13 protein-coding genes are annotated in these 16,777 nt (G+C 52.3%); 8 read left to right on the forward strand and 5 right to left on the reverse strand.

The window, feature by feature from the left end:
• The first annotated feature begins 6 nt into the window (after nucleotides 1–6).
• From JHU38_RS08195 to JHU38_RS08210, 4 genes are all read left to right on the forward strand, one after another.
• The gene (locus tag JHU38_RS08195; RefSeq protein ID WP_107581316.1) at nucleotides 7–921 is read left to right on the forward strand and encodes a metallophosphoesterase; all 915 of its coding nucleotides are present in this window, start codon (nucleotides 7–9) and stop codon (nucleotides 919–921) included.
• Nucleotides 922–947: 26 nt separating this feature from the next.
• A complete protein-coding gene (locus JHU38_RS08200) occupies nucleotides 948–1,775 on the forward strand; it encodes an ROK family protein (protein WP_107581317.1) in 828 nt (275 codons plus the stop codon).
• Between the two features lie 254 nt (nucleotides 1,776–2,029).
• Nucleotides 2,030–2,929 (forward strand): alkaline phosphatase, encoded by a 900-nt coding sequence (locus tag JHU38_RS08205; RefSeq protein ID WP_107581318.1) that lies wholly within the window; start codon nucleotides 2,030–2,032, stop codon nucleotides 2,927–2,929.
• Between the two features lie 54 nt (nucleotides 2,930–2,983).
• On the forward strand, nucleotides 2,984–3,835 hold the full coding sequence (locus JHU38_RS08210) for an endonuclease/exonuclease/phosphatase family protein (RefSeq protein ID WP_107581319.1): 852 nt from the start codon (nucleotides 2,984–2,986) through the stop codon (nucleotides 3,833–3,835).
• Between the two features lie 55 nt (nucleotides 3,836–3,890).
• On the opposite strand, the gene JHU38_RS08215 is transcribed toward JHU38_RS08210, so the two are convergent.
• From JHU38_RS08215 to ettA, 5 genes are all read right to left on the reverse strand, one after another.
• The gene (locus JHU38_RS08215; protein WP_199222641.1) at nucleotides 3,891–4,526 is read right to left on the reverse strand and encodes a septal ring lytic transglycosylase RlpA family protein; all 636 of its coding nucleotides are present in this window, start codon (nucleotides 4,524–4,526) and stop codon (nucleotides 3,891–3,893) included.
• A 62-nt stretch (nucleotides 4,527–4,588) separates the two neighbouring features.
• Nucleotides 4,589–5,926 carry an NADP-specific glutamate dehydrogenase gene (gene gdhA, locus JHU38_RS08220; RefSeq protein WP_107581321.1) on the reverse strand — a complete coding sequence of 446 codons (1,338 nt, stop codon included), beginning with the start codon at nucleotides 5,924–5,926 and terminating at the stop codon, nucleotides 4,589–4,591.
• Between the two features lie 202 nt (nucleotides 5,927–6,128).
• Nucleotides 6,129–6,893 (reverse strand): UDP-2,3-diacylglucosamine diphosphatase, encoded by a 765-nt coding sequence (locus JHU38_RS08225; protein WP_107582322.1) that lies wholly within the window; start codon nucleotides 6,891–6,893, stop codon nucleotides 6,129–6,131.
• Nucleotides 6,894–6,901: 8 nt separating this feature from the next.
• Nucleotides 6,902–7,222 carry a metal-sulfur cluster assembly factor gene (locus tag JHU38_RS08230; protein ID WP_107582323.1) on the reverse strand — a complete coding sequence of 107 codons (321 nt, stop codon included), beginning with the start codon at nucleotides 7,220–7,222 and terminating at the stop codon, nucleotides 6,902–6,904.
• Between the two features lie 14 nt (nucleotides 7,223–7,236).
• Complete coding sequence (gene ettA / locus JHU38_RS08235) at nucleotides 7,237–8,934, reverse strand: energy-dependent translational throttle protein EttA (protein ID WP_107581322.1); 1,698 nt, start codon at nucleotides 8,932–8,934, stop codon at nucleotides 7,237–7,239.
• A gap of 1,035 nt (nucleotides 8,935–9,969) precedes the next feature.
• Here ettA and JHU38_RS08240 point away from each other — a divergent pair.
• The 4 genes from JHU38_RS08240 (at nucleotide 9,970) to JHU38_RS08255 (ending at nucleotide 16,751) form a co-directional block, all read left to right on the forward strand.
• Nucleotides 9,970–10,584, forward strand: coding sequence for a TetR/AcrR family transcriptional regulator (locus JHU38_RS08240; RefSeq protein ID WP_107581323.1), 615 nt, complete (start codon nucleotides 9,970–9,972; stop codon nucleotides 10,582–10,584).
• A 116-nt stretch (nucleotides 10,585–10,700) separates the two neighbouring features.
• On the forward strand, nucleotides 10,701–12,455 hold the full coding sequence (locus JHU38_RS08245) for an ABC transporter ATP-binding protein (protein ID WP_107581324.1): 1,755 nt from the start codon (nucleotides 10,701–10,703) through the stop codon (nucleotides 12,453–12,455).
• 25 nt (nucleotides 12,456–12,480) lie between these two features.
• Nucleotides 12,481–14,226 (forward strand): ABC transporter ATP-binding protein, encoded by a 1,746-nt coding sequence (locus tag JHU38_RS08250; protein WP_107581325.1) that lies wholly within the window; start codon nucleotides 12,481–12,483, stop codon nucleotides 14,224–14,226.
• 185 nt (nucleotides 14,227–14,411) lie between these two features.
• On the forward strand, nucleotides 14,412–16,751 hold the full coding sequence (locus JHU38_RS08255) for an efflux RND transporter permease subunit (RefSeq protein WP_107581326.1): 2,340 nt from the start codon (nucleotides 14,412–14,414) through the stop codon (nucleotides 16,749–16,751).
• Nucleotides 16,752–16,777 lie beyond the last annotated feature (26 nt).

Raw genomic sequence — 16,777 nt, forward strand, 5'->3', positions numbered from 1 at the left:
CACTATATGAAACAGCTCTTTCTTTTCTTTTCAGCCATCATTCCGTGCCTGTCGTTCGCCCAAAAGACAACACAGATTGACTGCCGGGTGGCAATCTTGTCGGACACGCACTTCGACATGCCACCCGAAAGCGACCAATGTTTTGAAGTGAAAGCCATCAACCGGGCCGGCAAAGATCATGGTGGACTGCACGGCGTGATTCATGCGGGCGACATGTGCGACAAGGCCGACCCGAAAATCATCAGTCTTTTTCGTCAACGCTACGACCGAGGCACGGGCGAGAAATCCATCCACTACGACTTCTATCCCACCTTCGGCAACCACGACGTCGCGCCTGCCAAGGGCCGTCCTTACGACGACCGCACGGGCAACGAGGTGAATCTGCAATATATGGACTCCGTGCTGGCAGCCTACAAGAAAGCGGGCAAGGTGGTCAACGTAGACCCGTCGAGCCGCAGCTACTCGTTCAATCTGGGTGGCGTGCACTTTGTCAACGCCCAGCTGAGCGCCGGCGAAACGTCATATTGCGCCGACAACCTGCCTTGGCTGGAAGCCGACCTACGCCGATATGCCGCCGACGGTACGCCCGTGGTCTACATCCAGCACTACGGTTTCGACGATGACGGACTGACATGGTGGAAAGAGGAAAACCGCAAACGGCTGTTCGACCTACTCGACTGCTACCAACTGGCGGGCTTCTTTGTGGGGCATGCCCACACCGCCACGCTCCGTTACTATCGAGGCTATCCCATCTTCCAGGTGAACAACGGTTGGAAAGACGGCGATGGCGACCCATCGTTTCTCATTCTGCACATCAAAGGCAGGGATGTGACCATAGAAAACTGCCACTTCAACAGTGGCGACGGCCGCTACCGGGTGACGCAACCGACATTGCGTCTGACAATTCCCATCAATCACTGACTCGCTAAAAAACGTTATTTCTCTTCATGGCTACGACAATAGCAATAGACCTTGGCGGCACAAACATAAGGGCTGCCAGAATTAACAACGGTATTATCGAACGGAAAACAGCGGCCGACTGCAATGCGAACGGCACCAAACAGGAAATCATCGACCAGCTCTTCGTTCTCGTCGGCCGGCTCATCAACCCACAAGTGGAAAGCATTGGCATTGGTGTTCCCTCGGTGGTCGACCATGACAAAGGTATCGTCTACGACGTGCAGCACATCCCATCGTGGGACATCGTGCCGCTGAAAGAGTTGATGGAAAACCGATTCCATATCAGAACCGAGATAGACAACGACGTCAACTGCTACGTGTTGGGCGAGAAATACTTCGGCGCGGGCCGCCCCTACTGCTCTCTCGTGGGCATCACGTTGGGCACCGGCGTGGGCGCGGGCATTCTTATCGACAACCGGGTGTGTCGTGGCGTCAATACGGGCGCGGGCGAAATCGGGTGTCTGCCCTATCTCGACGCCAACTACGAACAGTATTGTTCGAGCCAATGGATGAAGCGGCGGAGTATTGACGCCGAAACGCTCTCACGACGGGCGGCCACAGGCGACGCCGAAGCACTGAAGCTATGGGCCGAGTTTGGCTGTCACTTGGGCAAACTCATGCAGGCGATTCTCTTCACCTACGATCCCGAAGCCATCATCATCGGCGGCGGCATTGCGGGTGGAGCGACCTACTTTAAGGCTTCCATGCTGGCTTCCATGGCCGACAACTTCCCCTATGCTAAGGAATTGGAACACATCCAAATCCATTTTTCAACATTAAAAGACAGCAACCTTTTAGGTGCTTCTCTGTTATGATTACGACCCTTTAAACCAAGGATTGACCGGCGATTATCGCAGACCGCCTGTCATTCCTACTCTCAAACCCGAACCATTAGAGAATTATGAAAGCAATATCATAGCAAAATTTTGCGTTCCCATCATTATTACCATGCGATGGTAAGAATTGTAAATATTCTCTGTAAAATCACATTTCTAATGAATGGATTTGGAGTAAAGGGCTGTTTTATAAATCAAGAAAAACATTATTCATTTCTCATAAAATCGAAACGATGAAACAAAAACTTTTTTATCTGTTGTTGGGCACGCTGGTTTGCCTGCCGGCAGCTGCCAAATGGAAGGCTAAACACGTGGTACTGATCGGATTGGACGGCTGGGGAGCCTACAGTGTACCCAAGGCAACGAACATTCCAAACATTCAGAAGCTGATGCAAGGCGGCTGCTACACACTCAAGAAACGCAGCGTGTTGCCGTCGGAATCGGCCGTCAACTGGTACACGATGTTCTGTGGCGCCACGCCCGAGATGCACGGTTATACCAATTGGAACTCACGCGTGCCCGAGATTCCGTCGATGGTGACGAATGAGCATGGCGTATTCCCCACGGTGTTCTACGAACTACGCCGCCAATATCCCAAGGCGGTCATCGGCTGTCTGGCCGAATGGGATGGCATCCGCTACTTAGTCGACACGCTGTCGGTGGACTATGAGGCTGTGGCTTCCAACTACGAAAAAGACAGCGAGCAGCTCTGCCGCATGTCGGAGGAATATATCAAGACACGGAAACCTAACCTGCTGGCCATCATCTACGATCAGATTGACCACACGGGGCATGCCGTGGGGCACGACACGCCGGCTTATTACGAGACACTCAGTCGGGTGGATGGTTACATCGGGCGCATCGTCCGGGCATTGAAAGATGCCGGAATCTTCGACGATACCATCATCATCATCACGTCGGACCACGGCGGCGTGGGCACACGTCATGGCGGAATGTCGCTTGCCGAACTGGAGGTGCCTTTCGTCATTTATGGCAAGAACGTCAAGTCGACGGGCGAGTTCAAGGAGACGATGATGCAGTTTGACACGGCTGCGACCATCGCCGACATCTTCGCGCTGAAGACGCCGCAATGCTGGCGGGGACAATCCATGAAGCAGGTGTTCGGAAAGTAAGAGAAGAAAGTTGTCGAAATCTTAGAAAGAGCAATTCAACGATCAAACGGAATCATGAAAAGACTGATGACAATCCTATCGGGACTGCTGCTGATATGCGGTCTCATGGCTCAACCTCTATATGTGGGCACCTACAATATTCGCTACAACAACCCTGACGACACAACCGAAGGAAACGGCTGGGAACGGCGCTATCCGCATCTTTGTGACTTTATCAACTTTGAGGAACCGGCTATCTTCGGCACACAGGAAGTTCTGGCAGACCAGCTCCGCGACCTGCGGAAGGGACTGGATGGCTACGGTTATCTGGGCGTAGGCCGTGACGACGGTAAGGAAGCGGGCGAATACGCGGCCATTTTCTACAAGACCAATCGGCTGGAAGTGCTGGAGAGCGGTAATTTTTGGCTGTCGGAAACGCCCGAAAAGCCGTCGCTGGGCTGGGACGCGGCCTGCGTGCGCATCTGCACCTGGGGCAAATTCATGGATCGGACGACAGGGAAGGTGTTTTTCTTCTTCAATACACACATGGATCACGAAGGTATTGTAGCCCGCAGAGAGAGCGCCCACCTGATCATCAGCCGCATTCGCGAGTTGGCAAAAGGCCAACACACTATTCTCACGGGCGACTTCAACGTGGATGAGACGGATGAAATCTACAAGATTTTCTCGGAATCCGGTTTCCTACGCGACTGCTACGCCAACGCCCATCAGCGCATGGCACCCATCGGAACATGGAACGACTACATGCAGGACTATCGTAACAAGGCACGCATCGACCATATCTTCGTGTCCGATGACTTCGACATCAGCCACTATGGTATCTTCACCAACAGCTATTGGCTGGGCAAAACTCGCCGCAACATCTCAGACCATTATCCTGTCATGGTGAAGCTTGAGATGAGATAAGCATGATGTAAAAAAAGCAGGTGGTATGGAGGTAACGTGAAACAATGGGAGAAGACTATTTCTTCTCCACATCCTTCCACCAGGATTTCATCTTTTCCAGAATGCGTTTGGTCAGTTTATCTTCCTTTTGAGGCAAGCTTTTCTGACTACCGGGCGTAGCGTTCTTAGACGCCGCGCCTTTGTTCGGGGCTGCCGGCTCGGCTGTTTTAGGCTGCGGAATCGGTTTTTTCGGATTCTTATTGTTGCCTTCGGCCGTTGCAGCCGGCTCGTTAGACTGGCCTCGCCACTTATCCTCCAGTCCATAATTCCGGTCAGTCATTTCGAAATCAAGCTCAGGAAGTACCTTCTCTTCCAGCTTAAAGGGCACGCCACGGTCGGCACTCACTTTCTCGACCGTCACCATGGCAACACCTCGATTCAATATGTCGAGTGCCTTGGCGGCCCCCCATGACAGATCGATGATGCGACCACGGCTGAACGGACCACGGTCGGTGACTTTCACAATGACCACTTTGCCGTTGGCAGGGTTGGTCACTTTCAATCTTGTACCGAAGGGATAGGTGCGGTGGGCGCACGTCATGCTGTCGTGATGCAGCCTTTCGCCGCTGGCGGTGCGGGCTCCCGTGGCCCTCTTAGAATAAAAAGTGGCCTTACCTTTCTGCGTTTGGGCACACAGAAAGGTAAAGGCCATTAAGAAAATAACTTGTAAAAAAATCCTCTGTTTTCTACAATTCACAATATATTAGGATTGGTTTATACGACTCCCTGAGCCATCATGGCGTTGGCAACCTTCATGAATCCCGCCACGTTGGCACCTTTCACGTAGTCGATGTAACCATCGGGCTCTTTGCCATACTTCACGCACTGCTCATGGATAGAGTGCATAATCTTGTGCAGGTTCTCGTCAACCTCGGCGGCACTCCAATGCAAACGGATGGAGTTCTGCGTCATTTCGAGGCCCGATGTAGCCACTCCACCGGCATTGACAGCCTTACCCGGCGCGAAGAGTTGCTTGGCGGCGATGAACTTGGTCACAGCTTCGGCCGTGCAACCCATGTTACTTACCTCGGCCACGCACAGCGGCTTGTTGGCTAATATCATGTCGGCGTCTTCGCCGTTGAGTTCATTCTGTGTCGCGCAAGTAAGATAAATGTCGGCTTTCACCTCCCAAGGCTTCTTGCCGGCGATGAACTTGCTGCCCGCAAACTTCTCGGCATAGGGCGCACAAACATCGTTACCGCTGGATCGGAGCTCTAACATATAGTCGTTCTTCTCGCCTGCGATGCCTGCGGGATCATAAATATAGCCATCGGGACCACTGATGGTGATAACCTTGGCGCCCAGCTCCGTAGCCTTCTGAACGGCGCCCCAAGCTACGTTTCCGAAGCCGCTGACCACAACTGTCTTACCTTTCAGATCGAGATTGCGGGTCTGCAACATCTGATTGACGAAGTAGAGAGCGCCATAACCGGTAGCTTCGGGACGGATATTGGAGCCGCCCCACTCCATGCCCTTACCGGTCAGTACGCCTTCCCAATGACGAGTCAGCTTCTTGTACATGCCAAAGAGATAGCCAATCTCACGGGCACCGACGCCGATATCGCCTGCCGGGACGTCGATATCGGGACCGATATGACGATAGAGCTCACTCATGAAAGACTGGCAGAAGCGCATAATCTCAGCACTACTGCGGCCTCGTGGCGCAAAGTCGCTGCCACCCTTGCCACCTCCCATGGGCAGAGTGGTCAACGCGTTCTTGAAAGTCTGCTCGAAACCGAGGAACTTCATGATGCTCAAATTGACTGATGGATGGAAACGCAGACCACCCTTGTACGGACCGATGGCACTGTTGAACTGCACGCGATAGCCTATATTAACATGAACTTCGCCCTTATCGTCAGTCCAAGGTACACGGAACATGATCACACGCTCCGGTTCTACGATACGCTCAATGATCTTTGCTTTTTCAAATTCAGGATGTTGGTTGTACACATCCTTAATCGAATGAAGAACTTCTTCTACTGCCTGAAGGAACTCAGACTCGCCTGGATGCTTCTTAGCCAGGTCTTGCATGATTTTCTCAACTTCCATAGTGTCTTAAATTATAATAGGTATATAGGAATAATAGATTACGAGATTGCGTGTCATTTTGTAATGTTGACACCACAAATGTAGGGATTAATCTTGAAAGCGACAAATAAAAAGGGGCTTATTTTAGGTCTACAGGCTTACATTTTGTTAAATATGCGCATTTTTACACTTGTTAAGGCACACAAGGAGTGAAGAATACGCGTTACGGTTTGGTAACGCCTTCTTCATATTGCTCCATAAACATGTGTTCGCCATCAAACACCGCGTAGGTGAACTGCCAAATCCAGTCGCCCAGAATCATGACACGAGCCTGACGTTCGAGCACGATATCCAGCTCGATATGCCGATGTCCGTAGATAAAATAGTCTATATTCCGGTGGGTCTTCATATACTCCTTGGTGAAGAGCACCAAGAACTCGCGGTCTTCTCCCATGTAGGGCGGCTCCTTGCCGTCGGCCCGTTTCAACCGGCTATGCTTGGCCCAGTTGAGTCCCAGAGCCATTCCCCAGCGAGGATGTACGGCATTGAGCAGACGCTGGCACATGCGATTGTGAAACAGTTTACGCAAGAGCTTGAAGCGATTGTTGGGATCTCCCAGTCCATCGCCGTGCGCCAGAAAGAAGACCTTGCCGTAGATCTCCGTCGTCTCGGGCTTCCGGTGGACGATAACGCCGCATTCCTGCTCCAGATAACCGTATGTCCACAGGTCGTGGTTACCCGTGAAGAAGTGCACTTCCACCCCACAGTCGGTCAGTTCGGACAACTTGCCCAAGAAGCGCGTGTAGCCTTTGGGCACCACATACTTATATTCGTCCCAGAAATCAAACATATCGCCCAGCAGATAGACGGCAGCGGCCTTCTCCTTGATACTGTCGAGAAAGCGGACCAGCCGACGTTCCTGGGTCCGCCGGTGTTTAAGTGCCAACGAACCTAAGTGGGCGTCGCTCAAAAAATACACGTTCTTCATCATCTCTTCTATTCAAATCCTAACTCCACCCTGGCTTCCTCACTCATCATGCTCTGGTCCCAGGCCGGCTCAAAGACAAGGTTAACATTCGCCGAAGTGACCCCTTCGACACTCTCTACCTTGGTACGAACATCCTCCAAGATAAAATCGGCCGCCGGACAACTGGGCGCCGTAAAGGTCATATCCAGGTCGACACCACCATCGTCGTTCACTTCCACCTTATAAATCATGCCCAAATTCCAAATGTCTACGGGAATCTCGGGGTCGTAAACGGTCTTCAACACGTCTACGATACGTTCTTCTATCTTTGTTTTTTCTTCTTGTGTCATCATCACGGTGTCGTTTAGTCTTCCATCAACTTGCGGTAACGGGTTTTCTTGATGTCCTCGTTACCCAGTCGACGGGCTTTATTGATTTCGTATTCAGAGTAATCTCCTTCGAAGTAAACCACCTCGCCGTTGCCCTCGAAAGCCAGAATGTGCGTACAGATACGGTCGAGAAACCAACGGTCGTGGCTGATGACGACAGCGCAACCGGCAAAGGCTTCTAAGCCTTCTTCCAAGGCCCGCAGAGTATTGACGTCGATGTCGTTGGTCGGTTCGTCGAGCAACAGCACGTTGCCCTCCTGCTTCAGGGCCATGGCCAGCTGCAAACGGTTACGCTCACCACCCGAAAGCACGCCGCAGAGCTTGTTCTGGTCAGTACCGGAGAAGTTGAACCGCGACAAGTAAGCGCGCGAGTTGACATCACGTCCGCCCATGCGGATAGTCTCATTGCCCTGTGCCACCACGTCGTAGACCGACTTGTTGGGGTCGATATCCTTATGTTGCTGGTCTACATACGCCAGTTTCACGGTCTCGCCCACCTCAAACGTGCCTCCGTCGGCCTGTTCCAGTCCCATAATCAGGCGGAAGAGTGTCGTCTTGCCGGCGCCGTTGGGACCGATAACCCCGACGATACCGTTGGGCGGTAGCATAAAATTGAGGTCGTTGAAGAGAACTTTCTCGCCGAAAGCCTTCTTCACATGCTGCGCTTCAATGACCTTGTTTCCCAGACGCGGACCGTTGGGAATGTAGATTTCGAGCTTCTCCTCACGCTCCTTCTGCTCCTCGTTGAGCATTTGCTCATACGAGTTCAAGCGAGCTTTGCCCTTAGCCTGGCGGGCTTTGGGAGCCATACGCACCCACTCCAGTTCTCGTTGCAAGGTCTTGCGACGCTTCGACGCGGTCTTCTCCTCCTGCTCCATGCGGATGGTTTTCTGCTCCAGCCACGAAGAATAGTTCCCTTTCCATGGAATACCCTCGCCACGGTCAAGTTCCAATATCCACTCGCTCACGTCATCGAGGAAGTAACGGTCGTGCGTAACGGCGATGACCGTGCCCTCATATTGCTGCAAATGCTGCTCCAGCCAGTCGATACTTTCGGCGTCAAGATGGTTGGTAGGCTCGTCGAGCAACAGCACGTCGGGCTTCGTCAGGAGCAACTTACACAGGGCCACACGCCTGCGCTCGCCACCGGAAAGATTGGTCACAGGCCAGTCACCCGGCGGACAATGTAACGCGGCCATGGCGCGTTCGAGCTTCGAATCCATGTTCCAAGCGTCGGTGGCGTCGATGATATCCTGCAGTTCGGCCTGCCGCTGCATCAGCTTATCCATCTTGTCAGGGTCGCCGTAATATTCTTCCAGACCGAACTTTACATTGATGTCGTCGTATTCCTTCAAAGCGTCGTACACCTGACGCACGCCATCCTGCACGTTTTCCTTGACGGTCTTGGTCTCGTCGAGCGGCGGATCCTGCGGTAGATAGCCCACTGTATAACCCGGGCTCCATACGACGTCGCCCTGCGTGGGCTGTTCCAGTCCGGCGATAATCTTCATCAGCGTCGACTTACCGGCACCGTTCAGACCGATGATACCGATTTTCGCGCCATAAAAGAATGAGAGATAGATATTCTTCAGAATTTGTTTTTGGTTTTGCGGAATGATTTTCGACACTCCTACCATTGAGAAGATAACTTTTTTGTCGTCTACTGTTGCCATATATATTTGTTGTTATTGTTTACAATTCGCGTATCGGTTAACTTTCTTAGCCATGTTTCTCGTTTCACCATCGGAAAGCAACCACCCTCATATATACCTTATTATATATATAAACAAAGTTACGATTCCTTTCTCGACACAATGTCACGGCACAACTACAAGTTTCCAATAAGCATTGATTCGTTTACAAATATATAAAAAATCGCCGTAATACTTAAAGTTATTATGAAGTTTTACGAAATCCCATACGATTATGACTGGAATAGGGCTCACTCGATCATTTGTGGGGACAAGTCTGCAAGCGATGAAGTCGTATAAATCTGTCAATCGTTTATGGGAGCGGGAGAGACGCACCGATGATGAAGGCTCCGGCTTCATCACTTGTAAGCTCATCCAATTGATTCAGCGCTTCCGTGATTTGTTAGAAAAAACTACCTGATTTTAACACTTCCGCAACATGTCATCTAAGTGCCGGCATGCCGAAAAAGTCCTTCACTTTGCCGATTTCTATATCCTTTTATGCTCAAAGCTATGCTTTTATCGGCTCAAAGCATAGCAATTACACGACCAAAGCATAGCTTTTAGCCGATGAAAGGGCCACGATTACGGCCTAAAAGCATAACGATTAAGGGTAAAAAAACGAGGGGAAAATACGCTAAAAAGCACAACATACTGATAACCAGCGTTTTATAAACTTGCTCTACAATCGATTATTCTCGCCCATCTCTTTTCTTTTTCAGAATAATGCCACTTTTTTGAGGGTATATGTAAAGATAATTCAGGGTGCGGTAGATATCATCAAATCATGTTTCTAATGAGCGATTTGGGTTAAAATACTCTTTTCTGGGTATTGCGACCTTTTCGTTTCGTTACTATTTTTGCAATATCAAACTTTTCTTATGCCCAAAGACAGATACCATATTCCAATCAGACAAATATGCTCATCACATCAAGCGCGCCGTTCCGGTCAAGAACAGCGCGCTTTTTTTGTGAACAAAATAGAACAAGATTCATTATTGTTTCTCAAAACAGCCCATGCAGATATTAAAAGATAACATCCGACAACGTATTCTGGCAGTAGCCCGCCAGGAATTCGTCACCCACGGCGTGCGAAACACCTCCATCCGTTCCGTGGCGCAGAAGTCCGGCATTGCCACCGGCAATATATACAACTATTTCAAAAGCAAGGATGAGTTGTTTCGTGCGGTGCTCCAACCGCTCATCGACACCCTCGACCGTCACATGCTGTCGCACAACGAAGAGCATCGGCTGAATATAGAGGTGTTCAACGCCAACACGTTTCAGGACGAGTATATCCAAGCCATGAAAGAACTTATCAAGAATTACCGTCCCGAACTCCGACTGTTGTTGTTCAATGCCGAAGGAACATCGCTTTCCGGATACAAGGAAAGAATTGTAGAGCACCAGATAAAGATAGGTTCTGAATACATGCAACTGATGAAAGCGCGCTATCCTTACATCAACATCGACATCTCGCCGTTCTTTCTCCACATCACCAGTTCCACCTGGATGACGATATTCTCCGAACTCGTGGAACACGAAGAATATGACGACAGCGAGATCGACCGGGCGCTCAAGCAGTATGCCGCCTACAGCGTGGCCGGGTGGAAAGAACTGATGAAACCGTAAAACAACGTTTTCGTTCAGCCAAATGAGCAATGCCAAATTTATTTGAGCATTGCCATGGCGAGAAAACGCACTTTTCGAGGAACGAGAAAAAACTTTTTTAAACATAATAAAAAACTATGATAACAATACTCAAACGTTTAGGAACTTACATGGGAGGGCGCAGACTGTTGCTTCCCTGCTCTGTTGTACTGTCGGCAGTCAATGGTTTGCTGTCGCTGGTTCCCTTTGTTTTCTTGTGGTTGGTGGTGCGCACGCTGTTCACTGCCGACGGAAATCTTGCCGATACGCCCGTGTGGGACTATGCCATTGCGGCGTTCGTGGTGTCGGTGGCGAATGTTTTGCTCTACTTTGCCGCCCTCATGCTCTCGCATCTTGCCGCTTTCCGCATCGAAACCAATATGCGGCGCACTGCCATGCAGCGGCTTATGCGTGTGCCGTTGGGATATTTCGACACGCAGAACACGGGGCGCATGCGCAAGATTATCGACGAAGATTCGAGCCAGACACACTCTTTCGTGGCACACATACTGCCCGATGTGGCAGGCAGCATCGTTGCCCCGATCGGCATTGTCGTGCTGTTGATGGCGGTAGACTGGCAGTTGGGCATTGCCGCAATGGTGCCGATAGTGTGCGCCTTCGGCATTATGGGCTATATGATGAGCCCTAAAAGCAACCATTTCCAGCGTATGTACCTCGACGCACAGGAGAAAATGAGTGCCGAAGCCGTAGAGTACGTGCGCGGAATACCCGTCGTAAAAGTCTTCCAACAGACGGTATTCTCGTTCAAACGCTTTCACGACAGCATCATCAACTACCGCGACCTCGTCATCAAATACACCCTTTCGTGGCGCACACCTATGTCTGCTTACACCGTAGCCATCAATGCTTTCGCCTTTCTGCTGGTTCCTACGGGCATCATAATGATAGGGCACGGCGGCGAAACAACGGTCATCGTTGCCGATATGGTGCTCTATGTGCTCATCGCACCCGTCATTTCGGCCAACGTAATGAAAGCCATGCACCTCAGCCAGAACCTCTTTTTGGCAAACGAAGCGGTAGACCGGTTGGAGCAACTCACCGCTACGCCGCCGCTTCCCGAAAGTTCCAACCCCGAGAAAGCAGCGGCCTTTGACATCAGCTTGCGCAATGTGTCGTTCCGATACGAAGCGGCGGAGCGCGATGCCGTAAGCCATATCGACCTCGACATACCGCAAGGCAAGACCGTTGCGCTGGTGGGATCGTCCGGCAGTGGCAAGACAACCATCGCAAGGCTCGTTCCCCGCTTCTGGGACGTGCGCGAAGGCAGTTTGAAAATAGGCGGCATAGACGTTCGGAACATGGATAAGGCAACGCTGATGCGCAACGTGTCGTTCGTGTTTCAGAACACCCGACTGTTCAAGACCTCCATTTTGGAGAACATACGCTACGGCAGTCCCGACGCAACAATGGAACAGGTGAACCGTGCCGTAGACCTTTCGCAGAGCCGGGAAATCATCGAGCGGCTGCCACAGGGACTGAATACCGTGATAGGAGCGGAGGGAACATACCTCTCCGGCGGCGAACAGCAACGTATAGTGCTTGCCCGTGCCATTCTGAAAGATGCCCCCATCGTGGTGCTCGACGAAGCTACCGCCTTTGCCGACCCCGAAAACGAGCACCTTATCAGGCAAGCCTTTGCCCATCTGACACGTGGAAAAACCGTGCTGATGATAGCCCACCGACTGACCACCGTGCAAGATGCCGACAACATTGTCGTGGTAGATAACGGCAGAATAGCCGAACAGGGCACGCACCAACAACTTATGGAACAAGCCGCGCTATATTATAAGATGTGGAACGAATACCAAAAGGCGGTGGCATGGAAACTATAAAACCTAACAGAAAGGACATAAAACTATGATTAAATATCTTCAACAACGGTTCGCCCTTACCGAAAAAGGAGCGAAAGACTTGCGGAATGGCATCGCCTTCTCTACACTGCTGAACCTCGCATTGATGCTGCCGCCCACCTATTTGTTCTTTTTCCTCATGGAATACATCGATGCCGACACCCACACCGAGCCGCACACGCTGTGGTTCTACGTGCTTGTGGCAGCGGCGTTGGCAGTGCTTATGTTCTTCATAGCACGCCGACAGTACGACAGCACCTACACCACCGTCTACAACGAGAGCGCGCAACGCCGCATCGGAGTGGCAGAAAAGCTGCGCCGACTGCCCCTCGCTTTCTTCGGCGAACGCAACCTTTCCGACCTCACCTCTACCGTAATGGAAGACTGCACGATGCTCGAACAAACCTTCTCGCACGCTGTTCCCCAACTGTTTGCGTCGGCTCTGAGCGTCGTCATCATCGCCGTGGGTATGTTCTGCTACAACTGGCACTTGGCTTTAGCCCTCTTTTGGGTCGTTCCGCTTGCCGTAACCACCTTGCTGTTGTCGCGCCGTCAGCTCCACAAAGCCTTCGTCGAGCACTATAAAGTGAAGCGCGGCGTAACCGAACAGATACAGGAAGGCTTGGAATGCATACAGGAAATAAAGTCGTACAGCGGCGAACAGGCATACTGCCGCAGTTTCGACGAACGGCTGAAGGGCTACGAGCGCGAGCTGGTGCGCGGCGAACTCCTGTCAGGCGTATTCCTCAACCTCGCCGGAATGCTGCTCAAGCTCGGCATGCCCACCGTTATATTGGTGGGAGCGTGGCTGTTGCAGCAGGGCGAAGTGTCGATGTTCAGTTATCTGGCTTTCCTTATTGCTTCGGCAATGGTTTATAATCCCATTATCGAAGTGTGCAACTTTCTCGCCCTGCTCTCCTTTCTCGACGTGCGCATCAACCGCATGAAGGAAATAGAAAGCATGCCCGCGCAGGAAGGAAACGCAGCCGTCCGACTCGAAAACTACGACATCGAGTTCCGCAACGTAAGTTTTGCCTACGAAACCGAGAAGCAAGTGCTGCACAATGTTTCGTTCATCGCACGCCAAGGCACCGTTACCGCCCTCGTAGGACCGTCGGGTGGAGGCAAAAGCACCACCGCCAAGCTCGCCGCACGCTTTTGGGACATCGACGACGGACAGATTCTTGTGGGGGGAAACGACATCTCGAAGATTGACCCCGAAACGCTGCTGCAACACTATTCCATTGTTTTTCAAGACGTGTTGCTGTTCAATGCCTCCATTGCCGACAATATCCGCATCGGCAAGCGCGACGCCACCGACGAGGAAGTGCGCAATGCCGCCCGAATGGCGCAGTGTGATGACTTCATCAGCCGAATGCCGCAAGGCTACGATACCGTCATCGGCGAAAATGGCGAGACCCTCTCCGGCGGCGAACGGCAGCGCATTTCCATTGCCCGTGCCCTGCTGAAGAATGCCCCAATCATACTTCTTGACGAAGCCACCGCCAGTCTCGACGCCGAGAACGAAACGAAGATACAGGCCGGTATCTCCGAACTGGTGCGCAACAAGACTGTTATCATCATCGCCCACCGCATGCGCACCGTCCGCAATGCCGACCACATCGTGGTGCTTAGCGATGGAACGGTGAGCGAACAGGGCACACCCGATGAGTTGTTGGCACGTAACGGAGAGTTCGCCCATATGGTGGAGTTGCAACAGGAAAACAGCGTTTCCCGGCATAGGGAAAGCTGAAAATCATCGTTGGGAACGAAAAACGCCCACCGTTTTCATCAAAAATCACCGTTGAAAGCAAAAAACGCCCACCGTTTTCATCAAAAATCATCGTTGGGAGCAAAAACGCCCGACGTTTTCATCAAAAATCACCGTTGGGAGCAAAAAATGCCCACCGTTTTCATCAAAAATCAAATGAAACCACAATGAAAATCGAAAAAATCAACCATAAATTCAAGCAACTGGCCGATTGGATACTCTCCCATCGCTTCATCGTGGCGGGATTGTTCGCCATCCTCGTCGCCTTCTCGTTCGTAGGTACGAAGCGCATCATCATGCGCACCTCTTTCGACGACTATTTCGTGAGCGACGACCCCATGCTTCTCAAAACGAATGAGTTCAAGTCGATCTTCGGCAACGACTACTACGTGGCCGTGCTGGTCAGAAACAAGGATATTTTTTCCACTCGCAGCCTGACACTCATTCGCGAACTAAGCAACGAACTGAAAGACAGCCTGTCCTATGCCGACAAGGTGACATCGCTCACCGACATCGAGTTTGCCGTGGGAACGGAAGAGGGCATGACCATCGAGCAGATTGTGCCCGACCGGATACCGACCGACGCGGCCGCGCTGCGCGAAATCAAGCGCAAGGCTTACAGCAAGCCCTACCTGGCCCGGAAGATGGTGTCGCAAGACGCCACGATGACCTGGATCATGGTGAAGCTGCGACCTTTTCCCGAGGACAGCGTGTGGAAGCAAACGAGCGACATCGCGCCCGACATGCTTACGGGTAAGGAGACCGGCCGCATCATCGGTAAGGCCCGATATGCCGAACTGTCGCCCAACGCCTCGGGCATGCCCTATCTGGGCTATGAGAAGTTCATCTATCTGCAAAACGAACTGAGCAGGCTGTTCCTCTTCGCCTTCATGGTCTCTATCGTCGTCATGCTGGTCGTCACGCGTTCGCTGCGGGGTGTTGTCGCGCCGCTGCTCACTTCGATTCTGGCTCTCGTAATCGGCTTCGGCGTCATCGGGTGGACCGGACTCTATATCGACATGTCCACGGCCATGATTGCCGTGATTCTCACCTTCGCCTGCTCCATTGCCTACAACATCCATCTCTACAACTTCTTCAAAACACGCTTCGTAGAGACGGGCCGCCGCCGGCTCTCCATCGTCGAAGCCGTGAGCGAGACGGGATGGGGCGTGCTCCTGTCGGGCCTCACGACCGTGGCGGCCATGATGACGTTCCTCGCCATGAAGATTGTTCCGATGAAAGCCATCGGCATCAACACCTCGCTGTGTCTGCTGGCCGTGCTGCTCACCTGTCTGTTCGTCACGCCCGTCGTGCTGTCGTTCGGCAAAGACCGCAAGCCGGCCGCCAACATGTCGAAAAGCTTAGAGGGCTACATCGCCAACCGCTTTGAGCGCTTCGGCAACTTCATCATGCGCAACCACCGCTCCGTCATCGTCTCGTCGGCAGCGCTCACCGCCTTCTGCGGCATTGGCCTCTTCTTCATCGAACCGGCCTTCGACATCGAGAAGACGATGGGCCACAAGATTCCCTATGTCAAGAAGTTTCTCGACCTCTGCCGGACAGAACTCGGCACCATGTATGCCTACGACCTCATGATTACGCTGCCCCACGACAACGACGCCAAGAAACCGGAGAACCTGCGACGACTCGACCGGCTGGCAGCAACGGCCGACGGCTACAAACTGACCAAGCGCCATAACTCCATCACCGACATTGTGAAGGACATGAACTGTACGCTCAACGGCAACGACCCGCGATTCTATCGCATTCCGGCCGACGCCAACATGGTGGCGCAGCTGTTGCTGCTCTACGAAAACGCCGGCGGCACCGAGGCGGAATACTGGATGGATTACGATTACAAGCGGTTCCGCTTACAGTTAGAGATGAAAGATTACAACTCCAATGAGGCCGAAAAGGAAATGGACGCGCTGGAACGGGAAGCCCGCAGGCTGTTTCCCGATGCCCATGTAACGGTGGTGGGCAACCTTCCGCAGTTCACCGCCATGCAGCAATACGTCGAACGCGGACAGATGTGGTCGATGTTGCTCTCGGTGCTGGTCATCGGCATGATTCTCGTGCTCATCTTCGGTAATTGGAAAGTGGGCCTCGTGGGCATGATTCCCAATATCGCGCCGGCCATCATCGTGGGCGGCATGATGGGCTGGCTCGACTATCCGCTCGACATGATGACCGCGTCGCTCATCCCGATGGTGCTGGGTATCGCCGTCGACGACACTATCCACTTCATCAACCACTGCCATGTGGCCTACGACCGATGCGGCGACTATCAGCAAGCCATCAACCGTACGTTCCGCACCGAAGGCCTGGCCATCGTCATGTCGACGGTCATTGTCTCGGCTACGTTCGCCGGATTCATCTTCTCCGACGCCACGCAGATACGCAACTGGGGAATCCTGGCCGTGGCGGGCATGGTGTCGGCACTCTTGGCCGACCTTTTCCTCACGCCCATCCTCTTCAAGTATCTCCGCGTGTTCGGTAAAAAATAATCATTCAATATTCATCATTCCATAAC

The sequence above is a fragment of the Prevotella illustrans genome (assembly GCF_017426725.1).
GTDB lineage: Bacteria > Bacteroidota > Bacteroidia > Bacteroidales > Bacteroidaceae > Prevotella > Prevotella illustrans.

Excerpts from the sequence above, each read along its gene's own strand:
- JHU38_RS08250 (WP_107581325.1), top strand. The coding sequence starts at position 12,481 with ATGATTAAATATCTTCAACAACGGTTCGCCCTTACCGAAAAAGGAGCG.
- JHU38_RS08245 (WP_107581324.1), top strand. The coding sequence starts at position 10,701 with ATGATAACAATACTCAAACGTTTAGGAACTTACATGGGAGGGCGCAGA.
- JHU38_RS08225 (WP_107582322.1), bottom strand. The coding sequence starts at position 6,893 with ATGAAGAACGTGTATTTTTTGAGCGACGCCCACTTAGGTTCGTTGGCA.
- JHU38_RS08240 (WP_107581323.1), top strand. The coding sequence starts at position 9,970 with ATGCAGATATTAAAAGATAACATCCGACAACGTATTCTGGCAGTAGCC.
- JHU38_RS08210 (WP_107581319.1), top strand. The coding sequence starts at position 2,984 with ATGAAAAGACTGATGACAATCCTATCGGGACTGCTGCTGATATGCGGT.
- JHU38_RS08230 (WP_107582323.1), bottom strand. The coding sequence starts at position 7,222 with ATGACACAAGAAGAAAAAACAAAGATAGAAGAACGTATCGTAGACGTG.
- JHU38_RS08205 (WP_107581318.1), top strand. The coding sequence starts at position 2,030 with ATGAAACAAAAACTTTTTTATCTGTTGTTGGGCACGCTGGTTTGCCTG.
- ettA (WP_107581322.1), bottom strand. The coding sequence starts at position 8,934 with ATGGCAACAGTAGACGACAAAAAAGTTATCTTCTCAATGGTAGGAGTG.
- JHU38_RS08195 (WP_107581316.1), top strand. The coding sequence starts at position 7 with ATGAAACAGCTCTTTCTTTTCTTTTCAGCCATCATTCCGTGCCTGTCG.
- JHU38_RS08255 (WP_107581326.1), top strand. The coding sequence starts at position 14,412 with ATGAAAATCGAAAAAATCAACCATAAATTCAAGCAACTGGCCGATTGG.
- JHU38_RS08215 (WP_199222641.1), bottom strand. The coding sequence starts at position 4,526 with ATGGCCTTTACCTTTCTGTGTGCCCAAACGCAGAAAGGTAAGGCCACT.
- JHU38_RS08200 (WP_107581317.1), top strand. The coding sequence starts at position 948 with ATGGCTACGACAATAGCAATAGACCTTGGCGGCACAAACATAAGGGCT.
- gdhA (WP_107581321.1), bottom strand. The coding sequence starts at position 5,926 with ATGGAAGTTGAGAAAATCATGCAAGACCTGGCTAAGAAGCATCCAGGC.